We start from the raw sequence: 18,235 nt of genomic DNA, 5'->3' as shown, positions 1-18,235 counted from the left end.
GCAGGCAGCAAACAGGTTATTCAATTCGACCATTACTAGGATAGCGGGTATTAACACCAAATCAACAATTGAGTGCATCAAATATGTTAATTTTTTGATAATGATTATTATAAGCCCAATAAATTTCGAGTTACAGTTAACAGAGCAATAACTTGAATGTCAAAGGGAATACAGCTTTATTTCATTATCATTTTAACGGTTGTACAAGTCGAAGCGAATTCAATTATTCCCAATGAATTTCGAATCGCAGCGCGACGGTAACAGAGCTAATTTCCAGAAGCATAGCTAACTATGTAGCTGTGGCTGGGGTCAGTGAGCGTAACCAACAAAGCTGCAATTGAAAAGACGAAGGGTGTATAGCAATTTTAGAATTCTCTTGGCTTATCAACGATTATTTAAGTTATTGAGGAAATACTATGTTCCAGCAAGAAGTTACCATTACTGCACCAAACGGCCTCCACACTCGTCCTGCTGCACAATTTGTCAAAGAAGCAAAAGGCTTTGCTTCTGACATCACACTAACTTCTGGAGGCAAGTCTGCTAGCGCAAAAAGCCTGTTTAAGCTGCAAACGCTGGGATTGACTCAAGGTACAGTCGTAATGATTGCTGCTGAAGGCGAAGATGCGCAACAAGCTGTTGAGCATTTAGTTAAGTTAATGGGTGAATTAGAATAATCGTCCGCTCAATCAAGCCAGTCTATACCCTATGGATTTCAAGATGCAGCCAACAAAGCTGAAACTTGAAAAACAACGGGTATACTTCATTCAGTTCATCCCCGGATCAATAAAATCTGGGGGAATGCAGAGCCTCTCTCCCTGAAGGCTTAATGAAAGGTAAACACCCGCAGTAAGGTCATATAATATGATTTCAGGCATCTTAGTATCACCAGGAATTGCTTTCGGTAAGGCGCTATTACTGAAAGAAGACCCCATCATTATCAATCAGAAAAAAATTATTCCAGAACAAGTCGAACAAGAAATTTCCCGCTTTAAACAAGGCCGCGACAAATCTTCCGCACAATTAGAAACAATTAGAGAAACAGCCGAAAAAAATCTAGGTGCAGAAAAAGCCGAAATCTTTGAAGGCCACATTATGTTGCTGGAAGATGAAGAGCTAGAGCAGGAAATCGTCACCCTTATTAAAAAAAATCTGGCAACAGCAGATGCAGCCGTTTATTCAGTGATTGAAGATCAGGCTAAAGCTCTGGAAGAACTGGATGATGAGTATTTAAGAGAACGAGCTGCCGATGTCCGCGATATTGGCAAACGTTTACTGAAAAATATTCTGAACATGCCAATTATCGACTTAGGCTCCATTGACAAAGAAGTTATTTTGGTCGCCAGTGATCTGACCCCATCAGAAACCGCGCAACTTAATCTGGACAAAGTTCTGGGTTTTATCACTGATCTTGGCGGCCGGACTTCCCACACGTCTATCATGGCCCGCTCCTTGGAGCTACCCGCCATTGTTGGCACAACCAACGCCACTAAACAAATCAAAAACGGCAGTTATCTGATTCTGGATGCGGTCAATAACCACATTTACGTGAATCCATCTGATACCGAAATCGAGAAACTGAAAACCGCGAAAAGTGAGTATCTGACAGAAAAAGCGGAACTGGCAAAACTGAAAGACTTACCTGCCATCACATTGGATGGTCATCAAGTTGAAGTTTGTGCCAATATCGGTACGGTGCGTGATGTTATGGGTGCAGAACGCAATGGCGCCGAAGGTGTCGGTTTATACCGTACTGAATTCCTGTTTATGGATCGTGATTCCCTGCCAACTGAAGACGAACAATTCGAAGCCTATAAAGCCGTTGCCGAAGCTGTTGGCAATCAAGCCATCATTATTCGGACGATGGACATCGGTGGTGATAAAGACCTGCCTTACATGAATCTGCCAAAAGAAGAAAATCCATTCCTCGGCTGGCGCGCGATCCGCATTTGTCTTGACCGTAAAGAGATCTTACATTCTCAATTACGTGCTATCCTGAGAGCATCTGCATTTGGTAAACTTCGCATTATGTTCCCAATGATTATTTCAGTTGAAGAAATACGGGAATTGAAAGCCGAGCTTGCGTTACTGAAAGAGCAGTTACGCAATGAAAACAAGGCATTTGATGAATCGATTGAAGTCGGCATCATGGTAGAAACCCCTGCTGCTGCAACCATTGCTCATCATCTTGCTAAAGAGGTTGATTTTTTTAGTATTGGGACAAACGATCTAACCCAGTATACTCTTGCGGTAGACCGTGGTAATGAGCTGATTTCTCATCTTTACAACCCAATGTCACCAGCCGTGTTGAGCTTAATCAAGCAGGTTATTGATGCTTCACACGCAGAAGGTAAATGGACTGGCATGTGTGGAGAACTGGCTGGTGATGAACGCGCCACATTGTTGCTCTTGGGCATGGGGTTAGATGAGTTCAGCATGAGTGCAATATCAATTCCACGCATTAAGAAAATCATCCGTAATACAACTTACGATGATGCAAAAGCACTGGCAGAACAAGCCTTAATTCAGCCAACAGCACGGGAATTGATGGATTTGGTTGACACCTTTACCAGAGAAAAAACACTCTGCTAAAAAATTAGCCAGATACGGTCCCATTAAAACAATTAGGAGAAGATTCATGGGTCTGCTTGATAAATTAAAATCTCTGGTTTCAGACGATAAAAAAAACAGCGGCAGTATTGAAATTATCGCCCCATTATCAGGTGAGATAGTCAATATCGAAGATGTTCCGGATGTTGTTTTTGCCGAAAAAATCGTTGGTGATGGTATCGCCATTAAACCAACCGGCAACAAAATCGTCGCTCCTGTTGATGGCACCATTGGTAAGATCTTCGAAACAAACCATGCTTTTTCTATCGAATCAGATAGTGGCATTGAGCTATTCGTCCATTTTGGTATTGATACCGTTGAACTAAAAGGTGAGGGTTTTAAACGCATTGCTGAAGAAGGTCAGCGGGTACAAAAAGGCGATTTGGTTTTAGAGTTTGATCTGGCATTTCTGGAAGAACGCGCTAAATCAACCTTAACTCCTGTTGTTATTTCTAACATGGACGAAATCAAAGAGTTAACTAAAGTAAGTGGATCGGTGGTTGTAGGTGAATCAGTCATCATGCGAATCAAAAAATAACAGCAAAAGCCATTGAGGGAACGTTTCCCTCTTTTTCTGTTAAACGATTCTTTATAATTGATGGGCTGTTTGTGAATCGCCACTGTTTCATCAGGCTAAACAGTAAAATGCCTGATAAAACAGGGCGATTTTTTATGGATGGTTCAAAATTGAAAGCGGAACAGGAAAATAAAAAACCGACAAAATTTAATACGTATAAAAACCCTTACCTGTTTTGCGTCCTAAATGCCCTGCATCAACCATTGTTCTCATCAACGGACAAACGCGATATTTTGAATCCTGAAACATTTGGTAAAGCACATCAAGAGAATTAACAACAGTATCGATACCGATCAAATCAGCCGTTTCCAGTGGCCCCATTTTATGACCAAAGCATCCTTTAAATATCGCGTCCACATCCGCAGGCTGAGCTATACCATCCTGTACAGTGAACGCAGCCTCATTCATAAATAAATGGGAAATTCGGTTGGAAACAAAACCCGGCCCGTCTTTTACCACGACAGCATTTTTACCCAGTGTCGTCAGAATCTCCAAACATCGTTTTTGAATCTGTTCAGAAGTATTGAGACCAATAATCACCTCAACCGTAGGTTTCAAATACACCGGATTCATAAAATGTACGCCAATCACCTGAGACGGTTCATTATGGAACGAGCCCAGTTTAGTGATGGGAATGCAGGACGTATTTGCTGCCAATACAGCATGAGGAGCAATAAATTCCGCCATATTCGCATATAACGTTTGCTTTAGCGTAATATTCTCAGTGATATTTTCTACTACAAACTCACAATCGGACACAGCCTGTAAATCCTGCGACCAAACGATGTTTTGCAGTATCATTTCAGGGGTTTTCCCCTTAGCGAGCGGACTGAACAGCGGAGCATAACCGGCGGTTTCCACAATATTCTCTCTGCTCTGCTGGCAAGAAGGCGCATCTTTTTCGATAACAACTACATCATGCCCCCGCAGAGCGCAGTCGAAGGCAAGGCTGGAGCCGATATTGCCGCCGCCAACCACAGCTATTTTAAGTTTTGACATAGTGACTATTTTCTTATTGAGTTTAAAAGATATTGATAAAAAACGGATTTCAAGTTGCAGCCAACAAAACTGCAACTTGAAAAATGAAAGGGATATTTCAGACCAATTTAGTTAAGTGCAAACGCTATTCAGTGCAAAGATTATTGGGTGCATGTATCACTCAATTATTCGAATCAGGGGAAACCAGCTCCCACTTGCCAAACAACGTCATACCTGCTGCTTTTGCCAACGCCGAAGACGCAAGATTATCGAGCTGGCATCTGTATTGAGGCTCATACCCTTGAGCATAGGCATGTTTACTGATTGTGCGCACCACTTTTCTGGCATGACCTTTGCCCCTAAAAGGCGCTAACGTCAACACCCCCAGATCCGCAATTTGTGCATCATCCCACGGATACATGCTGGCAGCACTGATCAGGCGGTTTTGCTCAAAAGAACCGAATACAACCCAATGATCCAATTCTACATAAGCATTATCCAAATCCTGCTCCGAAGCGGAAGATTGGAACCCAGAGAAAACGTCTTCATCTTCCTCTTCCGTCAGCTGGCGCAATTCGCCATCCAGATTTTCTTGCAACAATCTGTCTCTTTCAGTCTCTGGAAAATAAAAAATATAATCTGCACCATGTAAAGTAATGTCTGCCTCATGCAATTTCCGGCGAAAGATCGCTTCGGATATCTTTTCTTGATGATAAAGCCCCGCTTTTTCGGCAAGTTCAGGCGTCAAAACCACCATGATCCGACCATCGGTGGTTTCCAATACCATCAATCGATCATCTTCTTCCAGATTGGCATTGGTGGCGATAGTAAAAACATCATCACTATAAATAACATCTCCATTCAATAATGGAGCTTGCCAAAAGTCAGTTATCGTTTTTGAAAATAAAGACATACTTCTTACTCACTTTTTACTCGCTTTGGTTAGAATCAGCAAGCGCCCGTCGGCGCTCAGTTAAATAACTGCCAGTTAAATAATGCAGTGGGAGTCTGCTTGAAATTTACTCAAAAAATCGCAAAGTGTCGTTACCCATCAATGCGTTCTTCTTATCATTTTCCAAACTTTTCCCCAACAAAGATTATGAGTACGCCTCTTTCTCCGGTGATTCATGCTTAAGCCGATGCCCCCTCAGACAAATTAGCAGGGAAAGCATTGCGCTGATGAATGAGAAAAAACTCTGGAATGGCGGCAATTGGTGCATTGGCTATCCAGCCATGACCACGTTGTTTTTTGAAATCTAAATAATCCTTATATTCCGAGGAAGTAAGAAAGTTATAAGTCAGAGAAATACTGGGAGATAAAGTATGTACCTCATGAGACAGTCCCCTCGGTATCAGCATAATCTCTCCCGGCAACAGATCAAATTGCCATATACAATCTTCGTCGTTACGCTGACTTTTCTGATTTTCTCTCATGCTCCCTTGATAAATAGACCCTTGAGACAGGGATTGATGCGCAGATCGGGATAAATCAGCCCGCCCTTCCGCGGTATTTCTGACCACATCTTCCAGTGAAGCTGAAAAAATCCAACCTGCTTTTCTGCCTTCGACTTGGCACAACACCGCATTGGTTCGCATTCCGTCAACATGTAAACGGGTACATGCACCCGGAGCGGAAAAATAGAGTCCCCAATCCTGACACATTCTCTTGTTGGGATGGAGAGTTCCTGATTGAACCCAGGGGATCTTATAACCGTTCTCTGGTAAGAAATAGGGCCTGCACCAATGCTCCTGAATACGCTGAAACGCCAGAAAACTAAACGAATTAGTTTTTACCCAATGCCCCAATCCCCACGTGAACAATAGGTGTTTAAAAAATGAATCATAAGTATATCGCAGGTAATCAAGATCATTGTTCATTACCCCCAGTTCAACAGCAGGCAACGAAGCGATTTCCTGCAAATAAGTCCGCAATTTAACGATTTGCTGCGGTTTGAATCCGGCATCCTGTAATTGCACCGACATTTCACCGAATTCCCGGGCAAAATAGTCAAAACCCCAAATTTGTTTCCCTCTCCATCCCTTCAAGCCATCCGACACAATAACAGGCTCTCTTTTCATCAAATAGCGTTCACTAAACTCAGCAACCGAAATATCAGAAACCTTCTCCACATTGCGATATTCTGCCGATTCCAGACGGGCCAAAGCATCACGGCTTTCCATTTCTCGCAGTGTTTCTTTGTTATGCCGATAAATACTGACTTCTTCATGTGCCCACATCGCAATATCACCGAGTATATTCCGGGCATTACTGAAAAAATTCATTTTTCACTCCCTAAAAATTAAACTCTGAATCAATATCCTGATCACTCGCTTGGGCGAACGATTCCGGTGCATACCCATAATTAAGGTTTTTGAGCAGTTCTTGTATTTCCTCGTCAGGATTGGCAATCACTTCACTTATCAAAATAAAGAAATAGTCAAATACCGCTGTAACCATAGCCTCACTGAACATGTGTTGGCGAAACTGCATCGTGCAATTAAAAGAATCTCTGGTTTCAGATACATCCATCGCCAAATCAAATTTGACTGCCTCCAGCGTCAGTTCAAGCCGGGAAAAACCACTTGCTTCATCAACTTCATTACCCTCATCAGCACTATTCAGGCTCAAGGGCAGATAACCGAACACCACATCAAACAACGGATGTTTACCCCGACGTCCCTGCATATGACGTTCAGCACTGAGATCTTCCAGTAATGTGCTCATTGGATAGGTTTGATAAGGCACACTTTCAGCCCATTGGGCATTAAGTTGCAGCAGATAATCCGCCATAGGCAGATCGCCCTCTGGCTCAATTTTCAGGGCCAGCATGTTGACAAGATAACCAACCAGCGCCAATTCTTCCGGCTGCACACGCCCCGTGACCGGAACGCCAAGCAAGAAGGAATCCGCACGGGAAATTTTGGCCATCAAGACACCAAATACCCCAAGGAAGAAGGTAAATGCGGGTAAACCAAGCTCATCACATAACTGTCTGATTTCCGCGCTGGTTTGTGGAGAAAGATCTTTCTCCAGTGTGATACCTCGATCTCTTTCAGCATCAGTGTGCCAGTCATACCCTTCCACCACAGGCAACGACAACGGCGCAGACAGCGGCAGCAAATTGGCAAGCCAATAAGCCCTCTCTTTCCGTACCTTATCCTCACTTTCAGATCCCAGCCTGTAGCGCCTATAAGCAGCGAAACTATACTCCGGTGCAGGCAGCGGCAATCCTCGCAACAAACTTTGAAAATCATCTGCAAGGATCCCCAAAGAAACCGCATCACACACAATGTGATGAACAACGATAAGCACTTGGTGGAATGGAAACGCGTCTGAACCTGTAAGCATCATGGCCCGAATGGGCAGTTCAGTATGCAGATCGAAAGGCTTATTGGCGAATTGTTCCAGACTAGCGAAGTTTTCTTCCTGTCTCTCCCCTGCCTCAGATACCAATATCCCCACTTTTGCGTCACGTTGGGGAAGCATCATCAAATCAGCCCCCTGCCTTTCAAACAAGCACTTCAACACAGGATGCCGGTCAGCAACTTGCTCTATCGCCTCAGTAATGGAAGCAGCACTGATCGAACCGGGACACCGGAAAGCCATTGGCATGTTATAGCTACCGTTGGCAAAAGTGATCTGATGTATATACAGTAAATCCTGATCTGAACTGGCGACAATCGGCTCGGATAAGTCAACAGACGGTAAAATCGACGGGGAAATGCCTTGTTCATCGTCAAGAAACTGCCGTTCAATCTCACGTATAGTTGGCTGGACAAAAAAATCCTGAATGGCAACGCGTTTGCCGGTTTTTTTATACACCTTTTCAGCCATTACGATGGTCTTCAAGCTGTCACCACCCAATGCCATAAATTTGTCATCAATCCCAATGCCGTCAATGCCAAGTATCTGGCTCCATATTGCAGCAATTTCCTTTTGCATCTCATTGACTGGCGGCTGATAAACAGAATGCAGAGTTTCTGGTCTGGGCTTCAGTTTGATGCCACTGGCTGCTTGTGGCTTACGATCACCATTGGCAATTCGTCTTCCTCCCCAAGCATACAGCCTATCCATAAACTGACCCGCAGAGAATATCTTCTGGTTTTCACGATCATATTCACGCAAGCTGCGTTCAAACAGGGCTGGAAATTCAGAACCAGAAAGAGCCACTTCATTGCTTCCCCAAACAAGTGCATCCCCTCGTTCTTTTTCTGCCAGATTAGGCTTTTCATCAAAATGAATTGTTTCCCAGTTCACCACTATCCAACGGGGGTTTTGTGCTCCTCTGTTTTGCCTTTGTCCCCAACCATCCAGAAACAAATTAGCCGTGGCATATGGCGCATGGGCAATACCGCCAAAAAATACCGACATGGAGGACGTCACAAAGCAATATTCAACCGGAATACTTTCAAATACCTTGGCAAGCACAGCCGCTACCTGAGCTTTAGGCTTGAGTTGTGTAAGATAATGTTCAGCATTGAGATTAACCAATGGAGAAAAAGAATCACCATCTGTCACTCCCGCCGCATGAATCACTGCATGAATATTCCCCAAACGATGGCGAATAGATTCAAACAACGCTAACGCATCTTCTTCACTTTCCATCGCATACGGGAAAATCTCTACCGCACCAGCACCGGCTTCCTTCAACTCCGCCTGTAAGAATTGCATCGCCTCTGTGTCTGCGGACTGACGACTGATCAGCGCCAATTTCCCCTGAAAACGCTGTGCAATGACTTTTGCCATCGACTTAGCCATTCTGCCGCCAGCACCGGTGATAACATAGGTTTTCCCCATGAAATGGGATTCATCCACCACTTCATTTTCTTCCGCATCCGGGCAACGAAAATCTTCAACAAACAGCCCCTCATGATTCAGTTTCAAAGGACCATGCAATGGTGTTTGCAGTAATCGGGTCAATGTGGCAGCCATACCATCCGCATTTAGCGACTGCAAAGATAAAAACGCACAATCAACACCCGGTATCTCTTGCGGGATCACCAAAGCCAGTGCCTTGAGCGCCGCTTCTGTTAAAACAGAAGCAGCCGAATATCCGCCATCGCCTGTCATAGCTGGTACGATCAAATAAATATGTACAGAGCTAAACGCAGAAAAGTCACTCTCTGCCAATACCTTACCCAGTTCAGATAATGTTTGCAGAGAGCCTGATGCAAAAGAAAATCCATCAGAAGGAAATACCAGTGACAACACCAGAGATCGGTTCTTTTGTGAATCACGAGGCAGCCCTGCCAGCGCATTTCGGACTTGCTCCGGACACAACATATTCAGCCTGATCGTCTCAATCTGGCCGTTGCCTCCCCAAGCATTTGCGTGTGGTGCCAAAGATTGATCAAATAACGACTGATCAACCAGTAACTGATCGACCAGTAATAATGAGTGAGACGTTTTTTCCTGTGTTCTTTCTTGTATCGACACTTTCGGTAAACGAACAGGTTTCCAGAATGGCAGCAATAAACCCGGCATATTCTTGGACAAATTATTGCCACCAGTTGCTGCAATCACACTGGCAATTTGCGCCCAACTTTTGTCCGTAATATGCCCTGCACCATGCTCTTCTCGCATGAAGACATATCCGGGAACATTTACGAGCGGTTGCCCATTGAAGGCAGAAAAAAGCAACTGTGCCGGTTCTTTCGTCTGACCAGATATCCAAGAAGTAATAGCAGTAAGTACCTCTGAGCGCTCATCTGGTAATACAGTGTCTTTTTCCAAGAATTGAGGAATCAGTGCCAATACGTCCCCATCTTCCTCAAGCCCCAGATAAATTTTAATTTGCTGCATCAACGTAAATTTTGAATCTGCCGCAAACATGATCCGGCATGGAAAACTACGCCGTTTAACCAAAGTATGGGATAGCGCCTGAAGATCTAAATGGGATTGCTGCACCAGCCATTGGGATACTGACTCCAGTTGCAGCACCAAAGATGCGCTGTTTTTCGCAGAGAATGGGAAAAAACAGATCTTCATTGCCGTCTCCCCACTGTCCTCCCTTTTGATGCCAAATGTGGGCATATCAGAAGCAGAAATATATTGTTGCAGCACCATATGTGCATTGGTTCCACCAATGCCAAAACTACTCACGCCACCGATTCTCAACTTGCCTTGCTTTAATGGCCACGGTTCAGCACGCGTGTTGATATAAAACGGCGATTGCTCAAACCCCAGCTGTGGGTTAGGGCACTGGAAATACAGCGTCGGCGGAATTACCCCATATCTGATTGCCATCACCATTTTGATAAAGCCTGCTATACCAGCGGCTGAATCCAAATGCCCAATATTGGTTTTCACCGATCCCAAAGCACATTTATTCAGATTGGCAGAAGGAAGGTTTTCATTGAAAATCTCACGCAATGCCATAAATTCAATGCTGTCTCCCAACGAAGTTGCTGTTCCATGACATTCAATAAAATCCAAATCCGCTGCGTTCATTTCTGCCATCTGCAAAGCGGAACGAATCACATCCGATTGTCCCTTGACGCTGGGTGCTGTATAGCCGACTTTACGGGCACCATCATTGTTAATGGCTGAACCTTTAAGGATCGCCCAGATAGGATCATTATCGGCAATCGCATCCCCTGCCCGCCGCAACACTACGGCACCCAAACCACTACCAAACACACTGCCGGTCGCTTCTGCATCAAAGGCTTTAGTTTTGCCATCTTTTGAAAACAACATACCGTCTTGATAGATATGTCCATTTTGTTGTGGCAACAACAGGCTGACACCACCAGCAACCGCAAAATCACATTCACCACTCAACAAACTCTGTACGGCCTGATGCACACTCACCAGACTGGTTGAACAAGCGGTCTGGAGGGTAAAACTGGGGCCTTCCAGACCCAGTTTCCAAGAAATCAGTGTACTCATGGCATCTTTGTTGGCTAACTGAGAAGCAAGAAAACCCCCAACATTTTCAACCTGTTCAGACAACATCGCCTGCATTGTCCACTGTACCGTACTGCGGGCACCCAGAAATAACCCGATATTTCGCCCTCGTTTATCCGGATCAATACCGGCATTCTCCAACGCATGCCAGACGCACTGCATCATCAAACGTGTTTGTGGATCTAACAATGCAGCTTCTGACTGGCTATATCCAAAGAACTCTGCATCAAAATAACTTGCCCCTTCCAGTACACCGTTAACAGGGACAAAATCTTTATTGCGTATCTTCTGGATATCATGCCCTGCCTGAAGCAGCTCTTCCTCTGTAAAACGGGAAATACCATCCACTCCCATCAGCAGATTTCGCCAGAACTCTGTGCAGTTTTCTGCTCCCGGAAACCGACCTGATAAACCAACAACAGCGATATCCAAATCTTCTCTTATTTCTGCACTCATGATCCCTTACCTTGTTCTGGATATATAAGCTCTGGGTATATAAGCTCTGGGTATTTAAAATCATCAGGAGATAATCGCTTAATGAATTCAAAGTGATTACCACTTCGACGATGGATAGAAACCTGCCCTTGCAGTTGCTGCATAAGCTCCTCAATACTTTCTGTATCTGCATCGTCAGAAAAGAACATTTCAACGGGAATAGACTTTAACGACAGCGCCAGAATGCGCTCATAGAATGTCTTGTTTTCGAGGAGTTGATGCTGTAATAGGTAATAACGCCATTCCTGATACAGTGCAGGGAATGCCTGCCGTAACGTTTCGACATTAATATCGACATTAATATCGGCACCAATTGCAGCGCTTTCTCCGGCCTGATGGTTAACATCGCAAAAAAATTCAACAAACCTCGCATACAACATATCTCCGTCAAATGGTTCGGTTTTCAGGTTCGGGTCAAAAAACACCAGTTTGTCGATATTCCGCAATAAATCATGATGCGACAAAGACTCATGTTGCGACAATTCAGTCAATATCAGCGCAGCCAATATCTCAGCACCGAGGGAATATCCTCCCAGCCACAATAACCGCGATGGACAGTTTGCCTGTGCTTCAATATGTGATTCCAAAGCATTAATCAGAGCAGCTTTAAACGCCGATTCAGACAGGTTTTCAACAACATTGGGTTGGGTTGTCAAAACAGAGACTGTAACCCGTCCAGACAGATTATTCGCCAGCGCCTGTAGCTCTGCCAGCCCGCCCAGTGCTGGCGGCAACAGTATCAATTTGGGAAGATGCGAATCATCCATATTCAGGAATCTCTCCCTGAATACCGTACCGCCGTTTTCATTGGAATTTTGCCGTGATTTAATTAATGCCCACTGTTCGCCAATTGTCGCGTTACGGAACACATCGACAGGACTGAACATCACGCCAAACAGACTCTCCAACTGACTGGCCAGACGCACGGCACTCAACGATGAGCCGGAAATTAAGAAGAAATCAGAATTCAGTGTCAGTGTCCCTTTGTAACCCAGACATTTTCGCCAGCAATCAATCAGCTTTTGCAACTCCTCGTTAATTATCGGATCTTGTTCTTCTTGTATCTGTTGCCCGTGTTCGAGCCACTCCTGAAATAACCGCACAATCCGCTGTCTGTCCATTTTGCCTATTTCAGTGCGGGGCAAACTTTCTATTGGAAATATTGCTGACGGCAGGTGAGAACGGGGGTAATGCCGTGCCAGATACTGTTGCAGACCAGACTGAATATTTTCCTCTCCTACAATTGCCAATACCAAACAGGCTTCTGGTGTTCCGGCGAATGCCACCGCAGCACCTGTCGCAATTACTCCCGGATACTGTCTGGCTCGGTTTTCCAGTTCGCCCAGACCAATAAAATTGCCACGGACTTTACAGCTATCGTCCATACGTCCTTTGAGGTAAAACAGGCCGTCTTTATCCACCATCGCCAAATCACCAGAACGGAAAAAGATCCCCCGCTCATCTTGACCAAATTTGCGTACAGTCAGTTCTGGATCATTCAGGTAACAGTGATGCTCAAAATCGCCATAGATCACCAATTCTCCCCATTGACCGGCTCGGAGTCGGACACCATTTTGATCAACCACGGCAAAAGCGACATGATCAAAGGGTTCGCCGATAGAGAGTGCCGTACCTGATGCCAAACGTGCACACTTTCCCATTGAAACGGAAATGCAGGTTTCTGTCGGGCCATAACCGTTCCAAATCTGCGTGTGTTCGAGCAGATGATTGATATCCCCAGCAGACAGAAAATCGCCACCGCTGATACAAATCTTGGGCAAAGGTGCCAAATCCGGCATACGGTTCCAAGCGGCGAAAAGCGCAGGGGTAGCAGAAATAATGTCAGGCCGATGGCGGGTTAAAAATGCCTTCGCTTTGCGTTCATCCAGCAAACTATAACGATCCGCTACAACACTCGTTCCTTGCAGCGCCCAAACCAATAAAACCTCTTCCAAATAACCGTCAAAACTGGGCGAAAGCTGTTGGATTATGCGTAATCCTTGCTGTTCTGTTATCGGTGTTGGTTTAAGCCCCAGAGTACTGACGAGCGAGTCTATATACTGTGCGACGGTGCTCGCAGTGACGCAAATGCCTTTTGGCCGGCTGGTGGTACCAGAACTGTACAGTATCCATGCAATCGGGTTGTCATCACGGGATTTCACACTGTGAAAATTGCGCCAATCCACCGTCACAGCACCAACTTCGGTAATATCCGAGTTCACAATCAGATCTGGTGCTGCATGGTGAATAATCTCATTAATACGCTCTTCCGGCGTCCCTACTTCCAATGCCAAATACGTTGTACGCGTCAGAAAACAAGCAGCCAGAAATGCTTGCATCTGGCTTCCCGAATGCCCCAGAATCAGCGCCCGCCGGATCTTGCCATTATTTAACACTTGCACATAAGCAGCCGTTAATACTGCAAACTCCCCCCAAGTAACAATACGTTCATCTTCAATAACGGCAGGACGATCGCCTAATGTCTGAAATGCGGTCAGTAGCATGCTATCAATGGGAGTATAGGACGTATGCCGTTGTATCGGCCGGAACGCTTTCTGTGTCCCTTCGTCGGACACGATTAATTCATTAATCTGTAAGGCGGCAGGATTATGATGCAGTATCTGTTGAAAAATCGCCTGATAACTGGTTACAAGAGTGGCTATTTGTGCATCTGTGAAGATATCAAAGTGAGATTCCAGAACCAAGCGATAACTTTGTGCAGTATAGACGACAGAAAGATTAAGCGCCCCGTCTGCTTGCTTCGATAAATAATCTTCATTCGATGTTTCATTTATTCCTTTATCTATTCCTTTTTCACCATCATCCGCTATATCAATATAGGAATAGGAGACATTTTGTAATGGATTGCTGCCAAACATTCTCGGATCGCAGCTAAGCAACGCGAAAACTTCTTCAACAGGGAAAAAAAGATGATCTGCTGCCTGCCACTGTTCATCCGCCAGCTTCTTGATAAATTGGTCAAAAGTAACAATGGGCTGATCAAAACGAAATGCACTGGGAGCTAATGAGACAAACATGCCCACTGTACCCAGCGCTTGCTTTGGACGCAACGCATTGGCAACGGAAATAGAAAACAGATTGCTGCGCCCCTCACGCGCCACAGTAATCCCCCATACCGTCAGGAAGAACATGGCTGGCGTCACATTCAATGATTGACATAGCCGTTTCACTTCTGCCTTATGCTCAACCGACACCCTCCAAGACGTTTGCCTTATCTTGTTCCCCATCGCTACAGCGCCATGTCCGAATGGATCAAACTCCAATCCTTCCATGTAGTTTTTCCAGAACGTTTCGGCCTGATCCCAGATAGGGCGCTGACGGGCATCCATCTGCGCCATAGCATAGCGTCTGTAATCCAGTGCAACCGGAGCCAGCGGGGCATGAATCAATAACTGTTCAAACTCACTCTGGAGAATTTCCAGCGAAGGTTTGTCCATTAGGATATGGTGAATTTGTAGCTGCAAACAGGCGTGTTCCGTGTCCATATCCTGCATATAACCTCTCAACAGAGGCCCTTTCCCCAAATCGAAAGCCTGCACCTGCATTTGCAACCATTGGCTTTGATCATCGACCAGAATCTGGTCAACTAACAGCGACGGCAATGTCTCAGCATAGGGAATGCCTTCGCTGTTAATGCGGTATCGGGTACGCAAAATATCGTGACGATCCAGCAAAACCTGCAATGCCCTCTTCACTGCATCAGCAGAAATTTTATGTGGTAAAGGGATTTCCAGCGGCACAATACAAATGAGTAATTCAGGATGCAGACGATACTGGGCATAAAGTCGCGCTTCCTGCGCCGATAGCGGCCCACGCCCATCAGGCGAAAGCAGAGGGGGAGCTTCCAACAGATTCAAGAAACCTTCTGTTGTCACTTTCTGATCATCTGTTGTTACTTTCTGATAAGAAATATTCTGCGAATCAATGAATTTTGCCAACATTTCAATGGAGTCGTTTTGAAAAAACGCCTGCAAAGACACAATCTGACCAAACTTTTGCTGAATTTCTGCCAGCACTCTCACTGCCCGCAACGAATGCCCGCCCAGCGCGAAGAAACTTTTATCCACTGATAACGCATCTGTTTCCAATTCTAAATGGCGTCTCCAACAGGCAACTAACCACTCTTGCGTTGCTCCAGTGGGGCGGACATGATGATCGGTTGCCGTTTTTCCCATTAACTGTTTCAACGCTTGTCGATCCAGTTTGCCAGTGCGCGTCAGGGGTAATTCAGGCACGAGAATAATCTGACTGGGCACCATATAAGCCGGCATCCGGTTTAATAATGCTTCTCTGATATTTTGCTCTGTGATCTGGCCTCCATCCGGCACAACAATAAACGCGCCCAAGCGGGCATGCCCTCGCTTGTCTTCCAGACCAATCACCGCCGCTTCGGATACCATCGGTAAATCCAATACATGCTTTTCAATAGCATCCAGTTCAATACGGAACCCATTGACTTTTAGCTGACGGTCGCGTCTCCCCAGAATTTCAAGTTCTCCCTGAGTATTCCAGCAGCACAGATCTCCACTGCGATAATATTTTCCTGACAACCATTCCGTATTCAGGTTGATAAATGCCTTTTCAGTGAGATCCGGGCGATTAATGTACCCTCTGCCGACACCGATACCGCCTATCAATAACTCTCCCGGCACACCAATAGGGCAAGGCTCCAAAGTATCGGGAAATACTACGGCACATTGATACCCCCCAAAGGGTTTACCAATCGTAATTTTTTGGTCATTGTGCTCAATAGGTGAATAAGTGGTCACAACGCCTGTTTCACCGGGGCCGTAGAGATTAAAGAGCTGATAATTATGCTTTTGAAACGTCCTCAGGCTTTCACCACCGAAATAAAGTCGCTTCAGTGTAGGAATATCTCCTTGCTCCATGAGGTCTTCGGCAAATACAGTCGTGGTGAACAGCAAATCAATCCGTTTTTCCTGCAAAAACTCAACGCATTTTTCCGCATCTATGCGAGCCTCTTCCGGCGCAATGACTAATACAATGTTCTGCGTCAACGCCTGTACACACTCCAGAACGAAATAATCAAACGTGTGGTTGGACAAAGATGCAAAACGAGAGCCAGACGAATTATTCAGAATATGCGTTTCTGCACTGAGATTGAGTAATGCCTGGTGGGTATTGAGACAGCCTTTCGGTTTTCCTTCACTGCCGGAGGTCATGACGACAAATAAAGCATCATCAGGACTGGCGGCTTCTCCTTTAAGCAACAGTTCTGACAGTAACGGTTCTTCCAATGTTGGTTGCATCAGAGAAGCCGGATGATAATCAGGCAAAATAACTACCTGACAACCATGCTGACGGAAAAAATCTTCCAACTGACCAAAATTCTCTTGCGTGATCTTCTGTGACTCAGTCTTCTGCAACTCAGTCTTCTGAAACAACACGGTCTTAGTGTTGTGCAGTTCGATGATATCCAATAACTGCCTTTCCGGTACGCTACTTGATTGCATACAGAATGGTTTACCAATGCGCATGCACGCCATCGCTGCGAGTATGGTTTCCACCCCCTTGTTACCAACAATCAACACACAATCTCCCAAAGATTCCCACAAAGGGAATTGGGAGGAAGTCAATAATCTGTCGGTATACTGCGCCAATTGGGTAAAGTTAACCGCCTGATCCCCCACCTCCAAAAATGCTGCACCCGCCCTGTTGCGAATCGACGCTGTGATGGCCTGTGCCACATTTTGGTATTGCAATGGTTGTGCAGCCACTGGCGCGGACAAAGCGCGTATTCTCTCTTGCTCTTCCTCCGGTATCCAAGACATCGATGTAAGCGGTGCAATCGGTTCAAATACCATCGCGTTTAACAACAAAACCAAGCGTTCCATCAACAACACAATCAGTTCTGGTTCCACCTTTTGCGGATCAAATCGCATATGCAACGAGGTTTTTTCCGGATGCGCTTGTAGCCAGATACTCAATGAATAACTGTTCAATGTATCGTTGTTCAATACATCGTTGTTCAACACATCGTTGTTCAATACATCGTTGTTCAATGCATCGTTGTTCAATGCATCGTAAGTTGTATCCTGTTCTTCAGGAGCTGAATACATAAAAGGGGGTAAAGTTTCCGAATAGCCCACCAAAATTTCCGGTAACTGTGGCATAACAGACGATACTGTTTGCGGTGGTATGCCTGACATTAACGCCGCAACCTGCTTCCACCGGATAAGCTCTTCACCAAACAGGCGTTTTACCGGTTGCTCCAACTCCTTTTCTGTCAGATGCCATTTAACCGGAACCAGATACCCACGTTCAATTGATGGTGTAGTAATTGATGGCATAGTAATTGATGAAACATTACCCGCCAAATCGCTTCCTCCAATCACCCATGACAAGCTGCCTTCGGGTTCGCGACAATGCAGAAATGCAAGATATTTGATACTGGCGGAAAACAGCGATAAGCGATGCAATGGAGAAGCGGCGGCCATGGTGAAAATTTTGTCGTTCAATTTTTCCGGCAGGATCAAAGAAGTGGTGACAAACTCCGTATCCGTCTCCGGCACAGATTGCGCCATCACCAAAAAAGGACATCCCTGATATTCTGCATCCAACTGTTGGCTAACATACTCTTTTATTGCTTGTTTTCTTGCGTTTAGCGCAATAGGATCATTAATGAACAT

General features: G+C 45.2%; 8 protein-coding genes. 3 read left to right on the top strand and 5 right to left on the bottom strand.

The features are described 5' to 3' along the window. Positions 1-416 precede the first annotated feature (416 nt). The 3 genes from ptsH (at position 417) to crr (ending at position 3,145) form a co-directional block, all read left to right on the top strand. Positions 417-674 carry a phosphocarrier protein Hpr gene (ptsH, locus tag Xvie_RS14515; RefSeq protein WP_086110015.1) on the top strand — a complete coding sequence of 86 codons (258 nt, stop codon included), beginning with the start codon at positions 417-419 and terminating at the stop codon, positions 672-674. 187 nt (positions 675-861) lie between these two features. Then, entirely contained in the window at positions 862-2,589 is a 1,728-nt protein-coding gene (gene ptsI / locus Xvie_RS14510) for a phosphoenolpyruvate-protein phosphotransferase PtsI (RefSeq protein ID WP_086110014.1), read from the top strand. 46 nt (positions 2,590-2,635) lie between these two features. Continuing rightward, on the top strand, positions 2,636-3,145 hold the full coding sequence (crr, locus tag Xvie_RS14505; RefSeq protein WP_086110013.1) for a PTS glucose transporter subunit IIA: 510 nt from the start codon (positions 2,636-2,638) through the stop codon (positions 3,143-3,145). Between the two features lie 186 nt (positions 3,146-3,331). On the opposite strand, the gene Xvie_RS14500 is transcribed toward crr, so the two are convergent. From Xvie_RS14500 to Xvie_RS14480, 5 genes are all read right to left on the bottom strand, one after another. Continuing rightward, positions 3,332-4,183, bottom strand: coding sequence for a 3-hydroxyacyl-CoA dehydrogenase family protein (locus tag Xvie_RS14500; RefSeq protein ID WP_086110012.1), 852 nt, complete (start codon positions 4,181-4,183; stop codon positions 3,332-3,334). A 160-nt stretch (positions 4,184-4,343) separates the two neighbouring features. After that, on the bottom strand, positions 4,344-5,075 hold the full coding sequence (locus Xvie_RS14495; RefSeq protein WP_086110011.1) for a GNAT family N-acetyltransferase: 732 nt from the start codon (positions 5,073-5,075) through the stop codon (positions 4,344-4,346). A 218-nt stretch (positions 5,076-5,293) separates the two neighbouring features. Beyond that, a complete protein-coding gene (locus Xvie_RS14490) occupies positions 5,294-6,445 on the bottom strand; it encodes a cupin-like domain-containing protein (RefSeq protein WP_086110010.1) in 1,152 nt (383 codons plus the stop codon). 10 nt (positions 6,446-6,455) lie between these two features. Then, positions 6,456-11,525 carry a beta-ketoacyl synthase N-terminal-like domain-containing protein gene (locus tag Xvie_RS14485; protein WP_086110009.1) on the bottom strand — a complete coding sequence of 1,690 codons (5,070 nt, stop codon included), beginning with the start codon at positions 11,523-11,525 and terminating at the stop codon, positions 6,456-6,458. After that, positions 11,522-18,235, bottom strand: coding sequence for an AMP-binding protein (locus Xvie_RS14480; RefSeq protein ID WP_244175665.1), 6,714 nt, complete (start codon positions 18,233-18,235; stop codon positions 11,522-11,524). The genes Xvie_RS14485 and Xvie_RS14480 overlap by 4 nt, the downstream gene beginning before the upstream one ends.

The organism is Xenorhabdus vietnamensis, from assembly GCF_002127535.1.
GTDB classification, from domain to species: Bacteria; Pseudomonadota; Gammaproteobacteria; order Enterobacterales; family Enterobacteriaceae; genus Xenorhabdus; species Xenorhabdus vietnamensis.
Note: the sequence above shows the minus strand (reverse complement) of the source record. Positions and strands in the feature narration are given on the sequence as shown.